Here is a 17,748-nt window from a genome sequence, read left to right as displayed (position 1 = left end):
GGGGCATGATCGATGTCGGTCGGCCGGGTGGAAGATGTCACGTTCGCGTGGGGTGCCGGCGGTTTGCCGGGGCCGCTCCGGAGGGTAGGGGAAGGACCAGCCCCCGTGCCCCCGGACATAGATGCAGGCTGATGCGAAACCGATACCTTGACCTGCTCCGCTTCCTGGCCATCGTTCGAGTCGTGGTCTACCACGTCACCGGATGGGCCACCCTGACCCTCGTCTTCCCGGCGATGTCGGTGATGTTCGCGCTCGCCGGCTCGCTGATGGCCGCCTCGCTGCAACGGTGGGGGCCGGGAGCGGTCGTACGCCGGTTGCGTCGCCTGCTGCCGTCGCTCTGGGTGGTCGCCGCGGTCTTCGTACCCGCCATGCTGCTCACCGGGCTGCCGCTGAGCCCGAAGGTGCTGCTCTGGCTCTTCCCCGTCGCCGATCCGCCGGCCAACGGCTGGGGTGCGATCGCGCTGAGCGTGATCTGGTATCTGCGGGACTACCTCTGGTTCGTGCTCGCCTCCCCGGTCGCCCTCTGGCTGTTCCGGCGCGCCCCGGTGCCCACACTGGTCGCCCCGTACGCCATGCTCGCCGCGGCCGAGCTGGGCCTGCTGCCGGCGCTGCCGGGGGCGCTGCACCACTTCGGGCTCTACTTCGGCGCCTGGCTGCTCGGCTTCGCCCACCAGGCCGGCATGCTGCGCCGCCTGGCCACCCGGGTGCTGGTGCCCGTCGCGCTGGCCCTCGCCGCCGCCGGGGCCGCCTGGATCGTCACCCACCCCGGACCCCGCGGGTACGACCTGAACGACAACCCCCTGGGCAACGCCCTCTGGTCGGCGGCCTTCGTCCTCGTCCTGCTCGGGCGGGCGCCGGCGGGCGCGCGCTGGGTGGACCGCAGCGCCGTGTCCGGCCGGGTCGTGACCGTGTTCAACCGGCGGGCGCTCACCGTCTACCTGTGGCACATGCCGTTCGTGGCGGCGCTCACCCCACTGGTGGACGTGGTGGGCTGGTCGCACCAGGATCCGCTCGGCCTGGCGATCCGGGTGGCCCTGGTCTTCGCCCTGGTCGCGGTGGTGACCGCCCTGGTCGGCTGGGTGGAGGACGTGGCGGCCCGTCGGCCGCCGGAGCTGGTTCCCGGTGGCTCCCGCCCCGCACCGGCCCGCACCGGGCCAACCGCCCCGACCGGCCCCGGTTCACCCGCCCCGACCGGCGCCGGGCCACCGCCCGCCCCGGCCCCCGCCGCGCGGTCCGGTCCGGCCACCGGGCGGGCCGGCGTGCCGTCGCCGCGCGCCGCGCGGGAGCCGCAGACCGTCGAGATCAGCGCTGGGTGACCGTCTGGTTGCCGCCGCCGGTGGAGATGTCGAGCACCAGCGAGGCGGTCGGATCGTGGGTCACGCCCAGCCGGGTGTCGCCGCCGCCGGCCGTGGAACGGACCTGGTAGCGGCCCGCGGGCACGACGAGCTTGATGTCGCCGCTGGAGGTGTGCGTACGCGCCGAGGCGGGCGCGGCCAGGTCGACGGTGATGTTGCCGGAGCCCGCCTCGGCGTCCACCCCGGCGCCGAGGCGGCGCCCCGTGATGTCGCCGGAGCCGGCGCGCAGGGTCACGGCGGCCGGGGCGTCGTCCACGTCGATGTTGCCGGAGCCGGTCGTGACGGTGACCGCGCCGGCGGCGCCGGTCACCCTGACGTCACCCGAGCCGGTCTCCGCCACGACGGGGCCGTCGGCGCCGGTCACCCGGACGTTGCCGGAACCGAGCCGGATCTCCACCGCGCCGACCCTGGTCAGGTGGACGTCACCGGAGCCGGTCTCGCCCGTCACGCTCACCCCCTCCGGGGCGGTGACGTCGTAGGAGACGCTGCAGTCCTTGCCGCAGTCGGTGTCCAGCACCAGTTCGGCGCCGTTGATCTCGTACGTGGTGTCGGGCTGGCCGCCGTGGTAGCGCACCACCCGCTTGATCCGCACCTCGTCGTCCGTGCTGGTGGTGCGGACGGTCACGTCGCCGGCCCCCGGAAGCACCCGGATGGCGGTGATCCGGGCCGCTTCGGTGTTGTCGTAGTCGAGCCGACGGGAGGCCAGGTTGTCGCACCCGGCGACGACGATCAGGGTGGCGGCCGCGGCGAGCGCCGCGGCGGTCCGGTGGAGAGCCATGCGAGCACGCTACGAGGCACGGCGCGCGCCGCGCATCGGGGTTCTTCACGCGTCCACCCCGAGCCGACCCTGATTTCGCACCCCGAGGGAGAATGGTCCGATGGCCGGGTACCGCCGACAGCTCTACCGCGACGACGCGGTGGTCCTGCGCGTGCAGAAGCTCGGCGAGTCCGACCGGATCATCACCCTGCTCACCCGCCGGCACGGCCGGCTGCGGGCGGTGGCGCGCGGGATCCGCCGCACCACCAGCAAGTTCGGCGCCCGGCTGGAGCCGTTCGGGCACGTCGACCTCCAGCTCGCCGGCGACCCGAAGGGCAACCAGGGCAGCTCACTGCACACGGTCAGCCAGGTCGAGGGCATCGACCTCTACGGCAAGCGGTTCCTCGGCGACTATCCCCGCTACACGGCCGCCAGCGCGATCGCCGAGACCGCCGAGCGGCTCACCCCGGTGGAGCGGGAGCCGTCGCTGCGGCTGTTCCAGCTCACCCTCGGCGCGCTGCGGGCGCTCGCCGAGGGCAGCCACGACACCACCCTGGTGCTCGACGCCTACCTCCTGCGCGGGATGGCCCATGCGGGCTGGGCGCCGGCGCTGACCGCCTGCGCCGTCTGCGGCACGCCCGGGCGGCACCGGGCGTTCTCCGTACCGGCCGGGGGCGCGGTCTGCCCGGACTGCCGGCCCCCCGGCGCGGCCCATCCCGCCCCGGCCACCATCGACCTGATGTCGGCGCTGACCAGCGGCGACTGGCGGGTCGCCGACGCCACCGAGACCGGCGTACGCCGGGAGTGCAGCGGCCTCGTCGCGGCGCACCTGCAGTGGCACCTGGAGCGCGCGCTACGCTCGCTGCCGCTGGTCGACCGGGGTGCCCCGGCGGCCGGCCCGGTCCCGCCGCCGCGGGGCGTGGGGGCCGGAGCGGATGGCGTGAGCAGGGAGAGAGCCGAGTGATCCGATCGATGAGGGCCGGCCGGCGCGAGCCGGTGCCGCCGACACCGCACCCCTCGGGCGCCCGGCCGCCGGCGTTGCCCGCCGAGGCGGTGCCCCGGCACGTCGCCGTGGTGATGGACGGCAACGGCCGGTGGGCCAAGGAGCGCGGGCTGCCTCGCACCAAGGGCCACGAGGCGGGGGAGTTCTCCCTGTTCGACACCATCGAGGGCGCCATCGAGCTGGGCATCCCCTACCTGTCGGCGTACGCCTTCTCCACCGAGAACTGGCGGCGCTCGCCGGACGAGGTCCGGTTCCTGATGGGCTTCAACCGGGACGTCATCCGCCGCCGCCGCGACCAGCTGGTCGACCTGGGGGTGCGGGTGGTCTGGTCCGGCCGGGCCGGCCGGCTCTGGAAGAGCGTCATCTCCGAGCTGCAGACGGCGGAGGAGATGTCCCGGGGCAACTCCACCCTGACCCTCCAGTTCTGCGTCAACTACGGCGGGCAGGCCGAGATCGCCGACGCCGCCGCCGCGATCGCCCGGGACGCGGCCGCGGGCAGGCTAGACCCGGCGAAGGTCACCGAGAAGACGGTGGCGAAGTACCTCTACCACCCGGAGGTCCCCGAGGTGGACCTCTTCCTCCGCCCCTCCGGCGAGCAGCGGATCTCCAACTACCTGCTCTGGCAGACCGCGTACGCCGAACTGGTGTTCCTCGACACGCTGTGGCCCGACTTCGACCGCCGGCACCTCTGGTACGCCTGCGAGCTGTACGCCCAGCGGGACCGCCGCTTCGGCGGCGCGCTGCCCAACCCGGTCGCCCCGCCGTCCTGAGGCTTACCGCTCCGCCGCGCGGGGTATTTCTCCGGTCAGCAGCCACTGACGGAGGTGAACCCACATGATCCAGAAGCGTATTGCCCAGTGGGCGTTGATGGCGGTCGCGGTGCCGCTGGCGGCGGCCGGCGCCCGTCGGCTCAGCCACACGCTGGAGGCCCGCCGCGGCCCGTCCGGGGTGAGCCGCCTGCTCACCAAGGGTGCCGACATGCTCCGCCCGCGGAAGGCGAAGCGCCGCCGCTTCTTCTGACCCCGCCGGTCAGTGTCGCCCCCCCGGCGACGCTGACCTCCCCTCCCCGTCCACCCCGTCCCCGTCGCCACCCCGCCCGACGACCATGCGGTTGTGGTGCCTCGCGAAAGCGTCCCACCGGGCCCGTCGCCTGGGTGCGAGCCTCGCGTTCGCCGTGGAGGCAGCCACCGGAATCGCATGCGCCGCTGGCGGGGCGGGGCGGGGTTCGGGGTTTCGGGGTGGGTGGGGGGTGGGGGCGCCTAGGATCGGGGGCGGGGTGGGTGCCCCGGACCGCGTCGAGCCTCGGGGGTGGGGATGCGGGATCTCCGGTACAAGATGATCATGGCGCTGAACGCCGCCGACCTCGGTGACCCGATCTGCGCGCAGGTGGCCGAGATCTGCGCCGAGATCGCCGAGCAGCACTGCCAGGAGCTCGGCCACGCACCGCAGCCGCGCTCCGGCGAGATCGGCGAGCTGGCCACGGGTGAACCGGCGCTCACCTGGGCGCCGACCGAGACCGGGCAGCGTGCCTGGTGACGCCTCCCGCCGACCCACCGGCCGCGCCAGTCGATTCCGGGGCGGCGTCGGGCCGCCGACCGGTGACGCGGTGACCGCCCCCGCTCCGGCCGTCGACGTCCGGCGGGCCGACGACCGCTTCGCCACCCGGATCTCCTGGCTCGACTCGAAGCACTCGTTCTCGTTCTCCCGGCACTACGACCCGGCCAACACCCACCACGGTCTGCTGCTGGTCAACAACGACGACGTGGTCCGGCCGGGCGCCGGCTTCGAGACCCACCCGCACCAGGACATGGAGATCGTCACCTGGGTGTTGCGCGGGTCGCTGGTGCACCAGGACTCCACCGGTCACTCCGGCGTGATCTACCCCGGGCTGGCGCAGCGGATGAGCGCCGGCACCGGCATCCTGCACTCGGAGAAGAACGACTCCTGGCGGCTCGACGGCCGCGACCCGCACACCGATCCCGTCCACTTCGTGCAGATGTGGGTGCTGCCGGACGAGCAGGGCATCGACCCCGGCTACGAACAGCTCGAGATCCACGACGAGCTCCTGCGCGGCGGCCTGGTGCCCGTCGCCTCCGGGATGGACCGCCACGACGGTGCGGCGGCGATCCGGATCCGGAACCGCTTCGCCGCCCTGCACGCCGCCCGGCTCCGCCCCGGCGACGAGGTCGATCTCCCGGACGCGCCCTTCGTCCACCTCTACGTGCCGACCGGCGCGGTCACCCTGGAGGGCAGCGGCCTGCTCGGCACCGGCGACGCCGCCCGGCTCACCATGACGGGCGGGCGACGGGTCACCGCCACCGAGCCGGCCGAGATCCTCGTCTGGGAGATGCACGCCACCATCGCCTGACCCGCCAGCCCCCGAGGTTCCCGCCTCACATTCGGCGATCTTGCAGTTTCGCCCCACGTATTGCGGCTTTCGGGATGATTCGCCTGGGCAGAAAGTGCAAGATCGCCGGGGTCGAGGGGTGGGGGCTCGGGGGCGGGGGAGGGGGGTGGGGTGGGTTAGGCCTGGATTTCGGAGCGGTCGGCGGACCAGAGGGTGTGGAAGGTGCCGTCGCGGTCCACCCGGTGGTAGGTGTGCGCGCCGAAGTTGTCCCGCAGCCCCTGGATCAGCGCCGCCGGGAGGCGCTCGGCGCGCAGCGCGTCGAAGTACGCCAGCGACGAGGCGAACGCGGGCGCCGGCACCCCGGCCCGGGCCGCGTCGGCAACCACCCTGCGCCAGCTCGGCACGCCGTCGTTGACGGTGTCCGCGAACCACGGCGCGACCAGCAGCGTCGGCAGCTCCGGCCGCTCGTCGTACGCCTGCCGGATGCGGTCGAGGAAGCGGGCGCGGATGATGCAGCCGCCCCGCCAGATCGTCGCAGTGCCGCCCAGGTCGATGCCCCAGTCGTACTCCTGCGAGCCGGCCCGGATGTGGTCGAAGCCCTGCGCGTACGCGACGATCTTGGAGGCGAGCAGCGCGCGGCGGACGTCCTCGACGAAGGTCTCCCGGTCGCCGACCTGCCACGTGTCGCCCGCGTCCGGGAACGCCCCGCGCGCCGCCGCCCGCTGGTCGGCGTGCCCGGACAGCGACCGGGCGAACGTCGCCTCGGCGATGCCGGTGATGGGGATGCCCAGGTCGAGGGCGCTCTGCACCGTCCAGCGGCCGGTGCCCTTCTGCTCGGCGCGGTCCAGCACGACGTCCACGAACGCCCGCCCGGTGGCCGCGTCGGTGTGCGCCAGCACGTCCCCGGTGATCTCGATGAGGAAGGACTCCAGCTCGCCGGAGTTCCAGTTGCGGAAGATCTCCGCGATCTCCGCCGGCTCCGCGCCCAGCCCCGCCCGCAGCAGGTCGTACGCCTCGGCGATGAGCTGCATGTCGGCGTACTCGATGCCGTTGTGCACCATCTTGACGAAGTGCCCGGCGCCGTCCGGCCCGATGTGCCGGCAGCACGGCACCCCGTCCACCTGCGCGGCGATCCTCTCGAAGATCGGGCCGAGCGTGCGGTAGGACTCCGCCGACCCGCCGGGCATGATGCTCGGGCCGCGCAGCGCACCCTCCTCGCCGCCGGAGACGCCGGTGCCGACGAAGTGCAGCCCGTGGGCCCGCAGCGCCTCCTCCCGCCGGCGGGTGTCGGCGAAGTGCGCGTTGCCGCAGTCCACGACGATGTCGCCGGAGTCGAGCAGTGGCACCAGTTCGTCGATCACGGCGTCGGTGGGCCCGCCCGCCTTGACCATCACGATCACCGCCCTCGGCCGCTCCAGCGAGGCGACGAAGTCCGCCATCGACTCGGCGGGGAGGAAGGTCCCCTCGTCGCCGTGCTCCGCGACCAGGCTCCGGGTGCGCTCCGGCGAGCGGTTGTGCAGCGCCACGGTGAAGCCGTTGCGGGCCAGGTTCCGGGCCAGGTTGCGGCCCATCACCGCCAGCCCGGTCACGCCGATCCGCGCCGTCGCCTGCTCGGCCATCCGTCCGCCGCCTTCCGCCGTCCACGCCTGCCGCTGTGACCGTATCGCGGCGGGTGGCGGGCGCGGTGTGGTGTTCGGCAGCCCGTCTCCACCGGTCGCGGTGCGCTCGCGGTCGGCCATGCCGATCGTGCCGGTAATTCGGATGCGCGCGGCCTGCGGTGGGGTTAGCGTGTGGGCATGCGCAACTGACGCCCCATCTCCGAGCCGGCCCGCCGCCCTGCTGCCGTGGGTCCGCGTGCTCCCGGGCGTCCGCATTCCCACCCTGTCGCCGAGGCGGCGGTGTCCTTCGTGGTCGCACCCGGGGAGCAGTCCCGATTCCGCCCGACCGTCGCGCGACGGTCACCGACCGGCGGCCCGCCCCGTCCGACGACGGGACGGCCCGCAGAACGAGGAGGCCCGGATGCCAGCCAAGCGCAACCCGAAGAAGTCCCGTACCACCGTCACGCCGAAGCCGACCGTCGCGGACCTGACGCCGATCGAGGTGGACGCGATCGGCCTCGCCCCGGCGTCGGTCCCGGCGTTGCCGGCGGCGGCGCCGTCGACGAAGGCCGGTCCGCCCGTCAGGGGTTCCGGGGCCCGCAACCCCGGGGGCCGGAGCCAGCAGGCACCCCAGGCCCGCCGGTACGCCTTCCGGCGCAGCTGACGGGCGGCACCTCCGCCAGCCCGTCGCCCAGGGACCGGCAAGCGGAGTCTGCGTCGGCCGCGGCCACCCGGCAGCACCTCCGCAGGCGTCGCGCCCGGCCCTGCTGTCGAGGCTGGCGCGGCCCGACGAAGGGGCGGGCCCGGGACGCCAGGGCGGGGCCGCGGCTGACGCCGCGACCCCGCCCGGCCCCCGGCCCGGGTCAGGAGCGCGTGGCCACCGGCGCCTCCGTCCGGTCCGTCGCCTCGGCCGGACGATCCCGGTTCACGCCGACCGCCAGGCTGGACAGCCCGGCCGCCATCAGCACGCTCACCACGATCTTGAGCGGGGCGCCCTCGCTGACGAAGTCGAGGACCTGCCCGCCGGTGAGGACGAGCGGCACCCACAGCGACACCATGCCCGCGCGCCAGGTCCCGAAGGCCAGCACCAGAAGACCGATCATCCAGCCCAGCAGCCATGTGGCGAACGACGCCATCACGAACGGGTCGTTGTCGAGGGCGTCGACGACCGGTCGGGCGGCGTCGGCGTCGACGCCGGCGCCGGCGAGGGCCCCGAAGAAGGCGTTGTAGTGCCAGAGGTGGACGGTGGAGAAGTAGAGCCCGAGCAGGGTGATGCCGCCGCCGATCGTGGCGACCAGCGGCTTGCGCCGCCCGAGCGTCACGGCCAGGCCGGCCATCGCCGGTACGAGCAGCAGGTGCGTCAGGGCGAACAGGACGGTCTCCACCCGCCACGCGCCGAGGTGCCCGGCGGCCAACGCCACGTTGCCGGCGGTCTCGGACACGTCGTCGGGGAACATCACCCAGTAGAACGCGTTCGCGACGCCGTAGAGAACGCCGGCCGCAGCCAGCGCGACCGCCGTCAGCCGCCGGCCGTACCGTTGCCCGGTCCTGTCATCCATCGTGGTCTCCCATCGAGAAGTGTGTGGTGGACGCTAGGAGCCGGCCCCGGGGCCGATCGTCGGCCGACGGGTTGAGCCGAAGGTGGAGCCTCCGTCTGGCCTTCTACACCCGTGGGTGGACGCCCGGCCACGCTCGCCGCCGATACCCTTCGCACCATGTCAGCCGCCGTCCCCGACAACCGACGTCTCCCGCGGGGTCTCGTCGTCGCCACCGTCGCCGGTCTCGCGCTGTTCGGGTTCGGCCTGGCCGAGCTGTACGTTCCGATCGCCGGCTACGTCGAAGGCGAGGGTCCCGACCTCGCGGCGCTGCCCGCCGGCTGGCTCGCCGCGCTCACCGTGCTGCTCGTCGGCTACGGCCTCGCGGTCGCGGCCTGTACGACGTACCCGCGAGCGGCGGCCGTCCTCGCCGGCGCCTGCTTCACCGCGCAGAGCTTCACGCCCGTCCTCCCGGAGTGGCCGGTCGTGCCGCTGCTGGCGCTGGTCCTCGCCTGCTTCGGCTGCATCGCCGTCGGGGGACGCGCCGCGCCGACCGTCGCCACGGTTAGCTACTTCGCCGCACTCGGCATCGAGAACACGGCCGCCGGCGACTCGGACTGGGTGTTCATCGTGTTCGTGGGGCTCGCGGTGCTGGGCCCCGGCTACGCGGTCCGGATGCGCCGCGCGCAGGCGGTACGCCTGGTCGCCCTCGCCGCCGAGCGGGAGGCAGCCGCGCGGACCGACGAGCGGCTGCGGGTGGCCCGGGAACTGCACGACATCGTCTCGCACGGCGTCTCCGCGATGGTGCTGCAAGCCGGCGCGGCCGAGGCCGTGCTCGACTCGGACCCGCGCCAGGCCCGCGAGTCACTGGAGGCGGTGCAGGAGGTGGGGCGCGACGTCGTCACCGAACTGCGCCGGCTGCTGGTCATTTTGCGCGGCTCGGAACCGGCGCCGGAGGCGCTGCCCTCGCTGCGACAGCTCGACGCGTTGACCACCGCGGTACGCGTCACCGGCGGCCGGGTCGAGGTCACCGTCACGGGCGACCTCGACCTGGTCCCGGTCGCCGCCGACGTCAGCGCCTACCGGATCCTCCAGGAGGCCCTGACGAACGCCGCCCGGCACGCCCCGGGCGCTACCGTTGCCGTCTCGGTCGACGTGGCCGACGCCCGCCTCCGGCTGCACGTCGTGGACGACGGGCCCGGCACCGCCCGCCGTGGCGTCGGCACGGGCCACGGGTTGACCGGCATCCGGGAACGGGCCGGTCTGTTCGGCGGCACGGTCACCACGGGCCCGCGCGAGCAGGGCGGCTTCGAGGTCCGCGTGGAGCTTCCGTTGGGTCTCGACGGCTCGGCGCCCGCGCTCTCCCCGACGGGCACGACGGCGTGACCCGGGTGCTCATCGCCGACGACGAGGCCCTCGTCCGCGGTGGACTCCGGATGATCCTCGGCACGCAGCCCGACATCGAGGTGGTCGCCGACGCGGCCGACGGCGAGGACGCCGTGCTGCTCGCGGCACGCCTCAAGCCCGACGTCGTCCTGATGGACATCCACATGCCGCGGCTGGACGGCATCGCCGCGACGGAACGGATCCTGGCGGAGTGCGCCGACATCCGGATCATCGTGCTGACCACCTTCGACCTCGACGAGTACGTCTACCGGGCGCTGCGGGCCGGCGCGTCCGGGTTCATGCTCAAGACCACCCCGCCGAAGGATCTCGCGGGCGCCCTGCAGGCCGCCGCGCGTGGCGACGCGCTGCTGTCCCCGTCGATCACCCGCAGGCTGATCGACCACTACACGGCGACGGCGCCGGCGGCGACCGCGGGCAGCCCAGGCCTGGCGGAACTGACCGCCCGGGAGACGGAGGTGCTGCGGATGATGGCGGACGGCCTGTCCAACCGGGAGATCGCCCACCAGCTCTTCCTCGGCGAGGCGACGGTGAAGACGCACGTCAACCGCATCTTCGCCAAGCTCGGGGTGCGCGACCGGGTGCAGGCCGTCGTGCTGGCGTACCAGACCGGCGTGGCCCAGCTCCGGCGCCGGTAGGGCGAGGCGACCGCCGGGCCTCGGCCGCCGGACTCGTGGCGGCGGCGACCGCCGCAATCGTGGCGGCGGCGACCGCCGGACGTGGCGCCGACAGCCGCCGTGGCGGTCAGCCGATCAGTGGCCGGAAGGTTCCCGCCAGGACGCTGACCGCCAGCGCCGCGCCGGCCAGCAGCGCCGCCCCGGCGATCAGCAGCCCGTCGGCGGCGACGAAGCGTTGCCGTCGGGCGACCGTACGCGGGGTGCCGGCGTCGAAGCCGCGGGCGTCCATCGCCACGGCCAACCGGGTGCCCCGGCGGATCGCCCCGACCAGCAGCGCGAAGGCGGTGGAGGCGAACAGTCGCAGCTTCGCCAGCGGGTTGCGTCCCGCCGCCACCCCGCGGGCGCGGCGGGCCATGGCGATCATCTGCCACTCCTGCCCGAGCAGCGGCACCAGCCGGAACGCCGCCAACGCCCCGATGGCGAACCGGGCTGGCGCCTTCGCGTTCTGGATCAGGGCGTCCGCCAGGTCGGTGGGGTCGGTGGTGGCGAACACGATCACGCCGGGCAGTGCCACGGCGAACATGCGCAGCACCAGGCCGAGCGCGGTGAGCAGCACCCCGGAGGTGACCACCGCGGGGCCGGCCTCGACCAGCACCCGGCCGGAGCGCTCGGCCGCGAAGAGCACCAGCGTCACCACGATGCCGACCGCGCCGACCAGCAGCGGCCCGGCCCGCCGGGCCAGCACCCGGAAGCGGACCCCGAACAGCGGCAGCACGGCCAGCTCGACGGCGATGGCGATCGCCGGGGCCACCGGGTCCAGGGTGGCGACGAGGATGAACGAGAACACCAGCGCCGCGGCGAGCTTGGCCACCGGGTTGCGCCGGGCCAGCGGCGCGTCGGGGGCGGCGACCGGTTCGAGGGTGATCACGGCCGCTCCGGGACGGGACGGGCGCGGCGTGCGGCCGGCGCCGGACCGGTCATGGTCCGGCGACGCCGCGGGTGCGCGGCCGGCGCGTTGTGCGAGCTGGTCACGGCCGCTCCAGGGTGACGCGCCGGTCCGCCAGAGCGGCCACGAACTCCGGGTCGTGGGTGACGGCGACCAGGCCGTGCCCGGCGTCGCGCAGTTCGGCGAAGAGGTTCACCAGCTCCAGCCAGGTCCGCCGGTCCTGGCCGAAGGTGGGTTCGTCGCAGACGAGCAGGCGGGGCGCGGTGGCCAGGGCCGTCGCCACGCTCAGTCGCCGCGCCTCCCCACCCGACAGGGTGTACGGGTTGGCCGCGGCGAGCTTCGTCAACCGCAGCCGGGACAGCAGGTCGTCCACGGTGGACCGGACCGCCGTCTCGGGCTGGCCGGTGCGGCGCGGGCCGAGGGCCAGCTCGTCGAAGACGGTGGTGGCGACGAACTGGTGCTCCGGGTCCTGGAAGACCGAGCCGATCCGCCGGGCCAGCGCCGGGGCGCGCCAGCGGTGCGGGGGAGTGCGGGCGTCGGAGCCGGCCAGTGCCGCCGTCGCCACGACCCGGCCGGCTCCCGGCTTGAGCAGCCCGCCGAGCAGCAGCGCGAGGGTCGACTTCCCGGCCCCGTTCGGGCCGAGCACGGCGAGCGCCTCGCCGGCGCGTACCGCCAGGTCGACGGCGGCCAGCCGGGGCGGCAGGCCGAGCCGGTCGGCGGTGAGCAGCAGGTCGCCGGCCGGCGCGGTGGCGTGGCGGGGCGGCACGGGCCGGCCGGGCACCCAGACGCCCGCGGCGGCGAGCGCGTCGCCGTGGGCGCCGAAGACGGCCTGGGGCGTGCCGTCCGCGCGGACGCCGCCGCCCGGTTCGAGCACCACCACCCGGTCGACCAGCGGCAGCGCCTCGGCGACCCGGTGCTCGACCAGGATCAGGGTGGTGTCGGCGTCCAGCGCGCCGGCCACCGCCGCGCGGACGAGCGCGGCGCCGGTCGGGTCCAGGTTGGCGGTCGGTTCGTCGAGCAGCAGCAGCCCGGGCCGCAGGGCCAGCACCCCCGCCAGGGCGAGGCGTTGCTGCTCGCCGCCGGAGAGGGCCGCGGTGGGCCGGTCCCGGTGGTACGGGAAGCCGACCCGGGCCAGCGCCTCGTCGACGCGGGGCCAGATCTCCCCGGCGGGGACCCCCCGGTTCTCCAGCCCGAACGCCACGTCGTCGCCGCTGCGGGCCATCACGAGCTGGGTCTCCGGGTCCTGGAAGACGATGCCGACCCGGTCCCGGCCCTTGCGGGGGTCGAGCCCGTCGACCTCGACGGTGCCCTCCTGTTCGCCCGAGTCCTCGGGCAGCAGCCCGGCCAGCGCGGCGAGCAGGGTGCTCTTGCCGGCGCCCGACGGCCCGAGCAGCAGCACCCGCTCGCCGGCCTCGACGCGCAGGTCCACCCCGCGCACGGCCCACGCCCGGCGCCCGGCGTGCCGCCACCCGAACCCCCGCAGTGTCACCGCCCCCACGCCGTCCCCCTTCCGGCCCGCGCGCGGGCGTCGACCATGAGGTTGGCGGCACCCACGGAGATCCACGTCGCCGTCCACCTCATGATCAACCCCGATTCCGGTGGTGCGGGTCAGACGGCGGCGCGTTCGCGGCCGGCGGGGAAGCGGTCCAGGACGCCGGTGCCCGCCAGGGCGCGGGTGAGGGCCCAGCCGCCGGCGCCGGCGACGGCGGCGGCGCTGACGACGGTGAGCAGGGCGTACGGGACCCGGTAGCTGCCGAGCGCGTAGTCGACGTTCCAGACGAAGAAGTCGAACAGCGCCGCGCCGAGGCCGGTCAGCGCCCCGGCGAGCAGCGCGGTGGGCAGCCGGAACGAGCGGTACCGGAACGCGGCGAAGGCCACCTCGGCGCCGAGCCCCTGGATGAGGCCCTGGACGATGGTGATGCCGCCCCACTCCGAGCCGAGCAGCGCGGAGACCGTCGCCGCCACCGCCTCGCAGAAGAGCGCCGCGCCGGGCTTGCGGATCACCAGGCCGCCGAGTACGGCCGGGACCAGCCAGACGCCGTACATGATCGCCTGGCCGGCCGGGAAGAACGCGAACGCCGGGTCGACGGCCCGCCACAGCAGGCCCCAGGCCCAGAAGATGACGCCGAACGCCACCGCGATCACCGCGGCGATGACGACGTCGAGTGTGCGCCACCGGGTGGTCGTGTTGTCTCGCATGATTGCTCCCAGTCCTGAACGCGAACCAGGAGAAGACGCACGCCGCGCCCGGTGTGCCCGGACGGCGGCGCGGCTGGAGGTCGACCGAACTCCCTGCGCTGGCATTACCCAGATCAGGTTCGAGGGTCTGCGGGCGGTGCCCGCACTCTCAGCGCTGTGCGCTCCCCTGTCGGATGTGAAGTTGTCGCGCCGACGCTAACACCTTTGAAGATCATCGGGCAAAGTGATCTTTTCGCTGGTCACCAGCGAGTTCGCTCGATCTCGTCGGTTCCGGCCGGTACGCTCGGGCGGCCACTGGCGGAATCGGCGGAGGAAACCACGTGACATCCGAGGTTGACCGCTCCGTGCCGGATGGGCGCGCCCCGGGGTCGGTCGGTGTGGCCGCGCCGGGCGTGCCCCCGCAGGAGCCGGCGGGCGGCGGCGGGAGCGCCTGGCGGTTCGGGTCGGTCGAGGCGCTCGCGGTCCTGCTGGTCCTGCTGGTCGTGTTCCGTGAGCCGCTCGCCGGGGCCCTGTCCGCGCCCTGGCTGCAGACCTGGACCACCGTCTTCGTCTCGGTCATGGTGCAGGCGGTGCCGTTCCTGGTCTTCGGGGTGGTCCTCTCCGCCGTGATCGCGGTCTTCGTGCCCCGGTCGTTCTGGGCCCGGGCGCTGCCCCGGCACCCCGCGCTCGCGGTGCCCGTGGCGAGCGCGGCCGGCGTGGTGCTGCCCGGCTGCGAGTGCGGGTCCGTGCCGATCGCCGGGTCGCTGATCCGGCGCGGGGTCACCCCGGCCGCCGCGCTGGCCTTCCTGCTCGCCGCCCCGGCCATCAACCCGATCGTGCTCACCGCCACCGCGGTGGCCTTCCCCGACGACCCGGAGATGGTCCTCGGCCGCGGCGTCGCGAGCCTGGTCGTCGCGATGGTGATGGGGTGGCTGTGGCTGCGCCTCGGCCGGGCCGACTGGATCCGGCTGCCGCGCCGGCCGGAGCTGGACGACGGCCCGCGCGGGCGGGCGTTCTGGGCGGCGGTCCGGCACGACGTCACCCACGCCGGCGGGTTCCTGGTGGTCGGCGCGGCGGCCGCCGCCACCATCAACGTCGTCGTGCCCGAGCGCTGGTTGCAGACGCTCGCCGAGGACCCGGTGCTCTCGGTGCTCGCGCTGGCCGTGCTCGCGGTGCTGCTCTCCCTCTGCTCGGAGGCCGACGCCTTCGTGGCCGCCTCGCTGTCGCAGTTCTCGCTGACCGCCCGCCTGGTCTTCCTGGTGGTGGGGCCGATGGTCGACCTCAAGCTCATCGCGATGCAGACCGGCGTCTTCGGCCGGCGGTTCGCGCTGCGGTTCGCCCCGGCCACCTTCGCGGTGGCCGTCGCGGTTGCCGCCGCGACCGGGGCGGTGCTGCTGTGAACCGGCAGGCGCAGGCCGTCGTCCTGCTGCTGCTCGGGGGCGCCGTGGTCCGGGCCAGCCTCACCGACCTCTACCTGCGCTACGTCAAGGAGGGGCTGCGCCCCTTTTTGGTCGCCGCGGGCCTGCTGCTGGTCGTCGCCGCGGTCATGACCCTCTGGTACGAGCTGCGTCCCGCCCTCCGGCGCCCCGCCGCGTCCCCGACCGCCGACGGCGAGCACGAGCGCGCCGGCGGGGACCACGAGCGCGCCGACGGCGAGCACGAGCGCGCCGGCCGGGACGAGGCCGCCGACCACGGGCACGGCCACCACGAGCCGCGGATCGGCTGGTTGCTGATCCTGCCGGCGCTGGGTCTGCTCCTGGTCGCCCCGCCCGCCCTCGGCTCGTACGCGGCCGGGCAGGCCGGCACCGCGCTCTCCGCTCGGCAACAGCCGTCCGACTACCCGCCCCTGCCCGACGGCGATCCGGCGCAGGTCAGCGTGCTCGACTACGCCTCGCGGGCGCTGTTCGACCGGGGCGCGTCGCTCGGCGGGCGACGGGTCCGGCTGACCGGTTTCGTCACCACCGGCCCCGACGGCCGACCGCTCCTGGCCCGGATGGTGCTCTCCTGCTGCGCGGCCGACGGGCGGCCGGTCAAGCTGGGCCTGACCGGCGCCGCCCCCGAAGGGCTCGCCGACGACACCTGGATCGAGGTGACCGGCCGCTACAGCGACCGGATCGCCCGGGACCCGGTCAACGACGCCGAGATCCCCTACCTCGACGTGGAGTCCTGGCGGCAGGTGCCCACCCCCAAACGCCAGTACGAGTGACCCCGCCCGCCCTGGGTAGGCTGGCGATCATGCGGATCGAGGCGCGGGGGCTCACGTTCGACGTACGCGTCGGCGGTCCCGAGGGCGGCGCGCCCGTCCTGCTGCTGCACGGCTTTCCACAGCACGGCGGGGAGTGGGACGACGTCGTCCCGCCGCTGCACGCCGCCGGCCTGCGCACCTACGCGCCGGACCAGCGCGGCTACTCGCCGGGCGCGCGGCCCGAGGCGGTCGAGGCGTACCGGATGCCGGAGCTGGTGGCCGACGCGGTGGCCGTGCTGGACGCGCTGGGCGTCGACGCGGCGCACCTCGTGGGGCACGACTGGGGCGCGGTGGTGGCCTGGGACCTGGCCGCCCGCCACCCGGAGCGGGTCCGGACGCTGACCGCGGTCTCCGTGCCGCACCCCGCCGCGATGGCGCACGCGCTGGCCGAGGACCCGGGGCAGAAGGCGCGCTCGGCGTACATCGTGCTGTTCCGCAAGCCGGGCAGGGCGGAGAGGGCGCTGCTGGCGCTGGGCGCGACCGGGCTGCGCCGGATGCTGCACGGGGTCGGCGACGACGAGCGGGTGGCCGCGTACGCGGACCCGATGCGCGAACCCGGCGCGCTGACGGCGGCGCTGAACTGGTACCGGGCGATGTCCCGGCGGGACATGGCGGCCACCGGGCCGGTGCCGGTGCCGACCACCTTCGTGTGGAGCGACCGCGACATCGCGATCGGCCGGACCGCGGCCGAGGCGTGCGCCGGCCACGTGAGCGCCGACTACCGCTTCGTCGAGCTGCCCGGGGTGAGCCACTGGATCCCCGACGAGGCACCCGCCCCGCTGGCCGAGGCGATCCTGGCCCGGGTGCTGGGCCCGGCCTGACCGGTGCGGCCTCGCCCCGCCGGGAGTGGCCGGGCGTTCCCGACGGACGTACGACATGGACGGAGGAGAGACATGACGGTGAGCGCCGAGGACTACCTGGCCGTGGTGACCGAGACGATGCAGCGGGTGGCCACGAGCCAGCGCGAGGCGGTGGGGCGGGCCGCCGACCTGATCGCCGACGCGGTGCGCGCCGACGGGGTGGTCCACGCGTTCGGCACGGGCCACTCGGAGGCGCTGGCGATGGAGATCGCGGGCCGGGCCGGCGGGCTGGTGCCCACCAACCGGATCGCCCTGCGGGACCTGGTGCTGGTCGGCGGCGCGCCGGCCGACGTGCTCGGGCCGCTGCTCGAACGCGATCCGTCGGTGGCGCACCGCCTCTACGAGCTGGCCCCCGTCAGCCCCGGGGACGTCTTCGTGCTGGCCTCCAACTCCGGCGTCAACGGCGCGATGGTGGAGTTCGCGTCCCTGGTCAAGGAGAAGGGGCACGGGCTGGTCGCGATCACCTCGGCGCAGCACTCCGGGCAGATGACCTCGCGCCACCCGTCGGGGCGCAAGCTCGCCGACGTCGCCGACGTGGTGCTCGACAACGGCGCCCCGTACGGCGACGCGACGCTGCCGCTGCCCGGCGGCGGTGCGGTCGGCGCGGTCTCGTCGATCACGGCGGCGCTGCTGGCGCAGCAGATCACGGTCGAGGTGGTGGCCCGGCTGCTCGCCGCGGGGGAGCGGCCTCCGGTCTACCTGTCGGCCAACATCGCCGGCGGCGACGAGCACAACAACGCCCTGGAGGCCCGGTACGCCGGCCGGATCCGCCGCGGCTCCTGAGCGGAGCGGGCCGGCGTGTGCCGGGCTCGCGCGGGCGACGTGAGACGGTTTCGCGGCTCCGTCGGTGGGGCATCAGCGTTGCTGCCGACGGGCGAACCCCGTCGGCAGTACCGTCTGACC

General features: G+C 74.8%; 19 protein-coding genes and 1 riboswitch. Of the genes, 13 read left to right on the top strand and 6 right to left on the bottom strand.

Annotation, left to right across the window (positions count from 1 at the left end; all coding sequences use genetic code 11):
- Window positions 1-131: 131 nt before the first annotated feature.
- Window positions 132-1,316, top strand: coding sequence for an acyltransferase (locus ACZ6Q9_RS28145; protein ID WP_396830332.1), 1,185 nt, complete (start codon window positions 132-134; stop codon window positions 1,314-1,316).
- On the opposite strand, the gene ACZ6Q9_RS28140 is transcribed toward ACZ6Q9_RS28145, so the two are convergent.
- Window positions 1,303-2,133, bottom strand: coding sequence for a DUF4097 family beta strand repeat-containing protein (locus ACZ6Q9_RS28140; protein WP_393269368.1), 831 nt, complete (start codon window positions 2,131-2,133; stop codon window positions 1,303-1,305). The two genes, ACZ6Q9_RS28145 and ACZ6Q9_RS28140, sit on opposite strands and share 14 nt — an antisense overlap.
- 100 nt (window positions 2,134-2,233) lie before the next feature.
- On the opposite strand from ACZ6Q9_RS28140, the gene recO reads away from it, so the two are divergent.
- The 5 genes from recO to ACZ6Q9_RS28115 all read left to right on the top strand — a co-directional run bounded on the left by recO (window position 2,234) and on the right by ACZ6Q9_RS28115 (window position 5,483).
- On the top strand, window positions 2,234-3,076 hold the full coding sequence (gene recO / locus ACZ6Q9_RS28135) for a DNA repair protein RecO (RefSeq protein WP_393269371.1): 843 nt from the start codon (window positions 2,234-2,236) through the stop codon (window positions 3,074-3,076).
- A gap of 8 nt (window positions 3,077-3,084) precedes the next feature.
- Window positions 3,085-3,885 (top strand): isoprenyl transferase, encoded by an 801-nt coding sequence (locus ACZ6Q9_RS28130; protein ID WP_357460517.1) that lies wholly within the window; start codon window positions 3,085-3,087, stop codon window positions 3,883-3,885.
- Between the two features lie 64 nt (window positions 3,886-3,949).
- Window positions 3,950-4,135 carry a hypothetical protein gene (locus ACZ6Q9_RS28125; protein WP_350710782.1) on the top strand — a complete coding sequence of 62 codons (186 nt, stop codon included), beginning with the start codon at window positions 3,950-3,952 and terminating at the stop codon, window positions 4,133-4,135.
- Window positions 4,136-4,429: 294 nt separating this feature from the next.
- Entirely contained in the window at window positions 4,430-4,651 is a 222-nt protein-coding gene (locus ACZ6Q9_RS28120; protein ID WP_393269373.1) for a thioredoxin reductase, read from the top strand.
- 70 nt (window positions 4,652-4,721) lie between these two features.
- The gene (locus ACZ6Q9_RS28115; RefSeq protein ID WP_393269375.1) at window positions 4,722-5,483 is read left to right on the top strand and encodes a pirin family protein; all 762 of its coding nucleotides are present in this window, start codon (window positions 4,722-4,724) and stop codon (window positions 5,481-5,483) included.
- Between the two features lie 155 nt (window positions 5,484-5,638).
- Here the strand turns inward: ACZ6Q9_RS28115 and gndA are convergent, their stop codons facing one another.
- Window positions 5,639-7,081, bottom strand: coding sequence for an NADP-dependent phosphogluconate dehydrogenase (gene gndA, locus ACZ6Q9_RS28110; protein ID WP_396830331.1), 1,443 nt, complete (start codon window positions 7,079-7,081; stop codon window positions 5,639-5,641).
- A gap of 400 nt (window positions 7,082-7,481) precedes the next feature.
- On the opposite strand from gndA, the gene ACZ6Q9_RS28105 reads away from it, so the two are divergent.
- A complete protein-coding gene (locus tag ACZ6Q9_RS28105; RefSeq protein WP_393269381.1) occupies window positions 7,482-7,724 on the top strand; it encodes a hypothetical protein in 243 nt (80 codons plus the stop codon).
- 199 nt (window positions 7,725-7,923) lie between these two features.
- Here the strand turns inward: ACZ6Q9_RS28105 and ACZ6Q9_RS28100 are convergent, their stop codons facing one another.
- Window positions 7,924-8,619 carry a hypothetical protein gene (locus tag ACZ6Q9_RS28100; protein ID WP_393269383.1) on the bottom strand — a complete coding sequence of 232 codons (696 nt, stop codon included), beginning with the start codon at window positions 8,617-8,619 and terminating at the stop codon, window positions 7,924-7,926.
- A gap of 156 nt (window positions 8,620-8,775) precedes the next feature.
- On the opposite strand from ACZ6Q9_RS28100, the gene ACZ6Q9_RS28095 reads away from it, so the two are divergent.
- The gene (locus ACZ6Q9_RS28095; protein WP_393269385.1) at window positions 8,776-9,981 is read left to right on the top strand and encodes a sensor histidine kinase; all 1,206 of its coding nucleotides are present in this window, start codon (window positions 8,776-8,778) and stop codon (window positions 9,979-9,981) included.
- On the top strand, window positions 9,978-10,637 hold the full coding sequence (locus tag ACZ6Q9_RS28090) for a response regulator (RefSeq protein WP_393269387.1): 660 nt from the start codon (window positions 9,978-9,980) through the stop codon (window positions 10,635-10,637). The genes ACZ6Q9_RS28095 and ACZ6Q9_RS28090 overlap by 4 nt, the downstream gene beginning before the upstream one ends.
- A gap of 106 nt (window positions 10,638-10,743) precedes the next feature.
- On the opposite strand, the gene ACZ6Q9_RS28085 is transcribed toward ACZ6Q9_RS28090, so the two are convergent.
- The 3 genes from ACZ6Q9_RS28085 to ACZ6Q9_RS28075 form a co-directional block, all read right to left on the bottom strand.
- Window positions 10,744-11,544: an energy-coupling factor transporter transmembrane component T family protein gene (locus tag ACZ6Q9_RS28085; protein WP_393460921.1), complete on the bottom strand. Its 801-nt coding sequence runs from the start codon at window positions 11,542-11,544 to the stop codon at window positions 10,744-10,746.
- A gap of 100 nt (window positions 11,545-11,644) precedes the next feature.
- Window positions 11,645-13,060, bottom strand: coding sequence for an ABC transporter ATP-binding protein (locus ACZ6Q9_RS28080; RefSeq protein WP_393269393.1), 1,416 nt, complete (start codon window positions 13,058-13,060; stop codon window positions 11,645-11,647).
- Window positions 13,061-13,170: 110 nt separating this feature from the next.
- Complete coding sequence (locus ACZ6Q9_RS28075) at window positions 13,171-13,761, bottom strand: ECF transporter S component (protein WP_350710764.1); 591 nt, start codon at window positions 13,759-13,761, stop codon at window positions 13,171-13,173.
- A 72-nt stretch (window positions 13,762-13,833) separates the two neighbouring features.
- Window positions 13,834-13,939: riboswitch (TPP riboswitch) on the bottom strand.
- 199 nt (window positions 13,940-14,138) lie between these two features.
- On the opposite strand from ACZ6Q9_RS28075, the gene ACZ6Q9_RS28070 reads away from it, so the two are divergent.
- From ACZ6Q9_RS28070 to ACZ6Q9_RS28055, 4 genes are all read left to right on the top strand, one after another.
- The gene (locus ACZ6Q9_RS28070; protein ID WP_393269451.1) at window positions 14,139-15,140 is read left to right on the top strand and encodes a permease; all 1,002 of its coding nucleotides are present in this window, start codon (window positions 14,139-14,141) and stop codon (window positions 15,138-15,140) included.
- Window positions 15,137-15,946, top strand: a complete 810-nt coding sequence (locus tag ACZ6Q9_RS28065) for a TIGR03943 family putative permease subunit (RefSeq protein ID WP_393460915.1) — start codon at window positions 15,137-15,139, stop codon at window positions 15,944-15,946. Before ACZ6Q9_RS28070 ends, ACZ6Q9_RS28065 begins: the two co-directional genes overlap by 4 nt.
- A 29-nt stretch (window positions 15,947-15,975) precedes the next feature.
- Complete coding sequence (locus ACZ6Q9_RS28060; RefSeq protein ID WP_393269399.1) at window positions 15,976-16,806, top strand: alpha/beta fold hydrolase; 831 nt, start codon at window positions 15,976-15,978, stop codon at window positions 16,804-16,806.
- A 72-nt stretch (window positions 16,807-16,878) separates the two neighbouring features.
- Entirely contained in the window at window positions 16,879-17,628 is a 750-nt protein-coding gene (locus tag ACZ6Q9_RS28055) for a sugar isomerase domain-containing protein (RefSeq protein ID WP_393269401.1), read from the top strand.
- Window positions 17,629-17,748 lie beyond the last annotated feature (120 nt).

The sequence above is a fragment of the Micromonospora sp. NPDC049139 genome, assembly GCF_055586845.1.
This window is presented reverse-complemented; position numbering and strand designations above follow the sequence as displayed.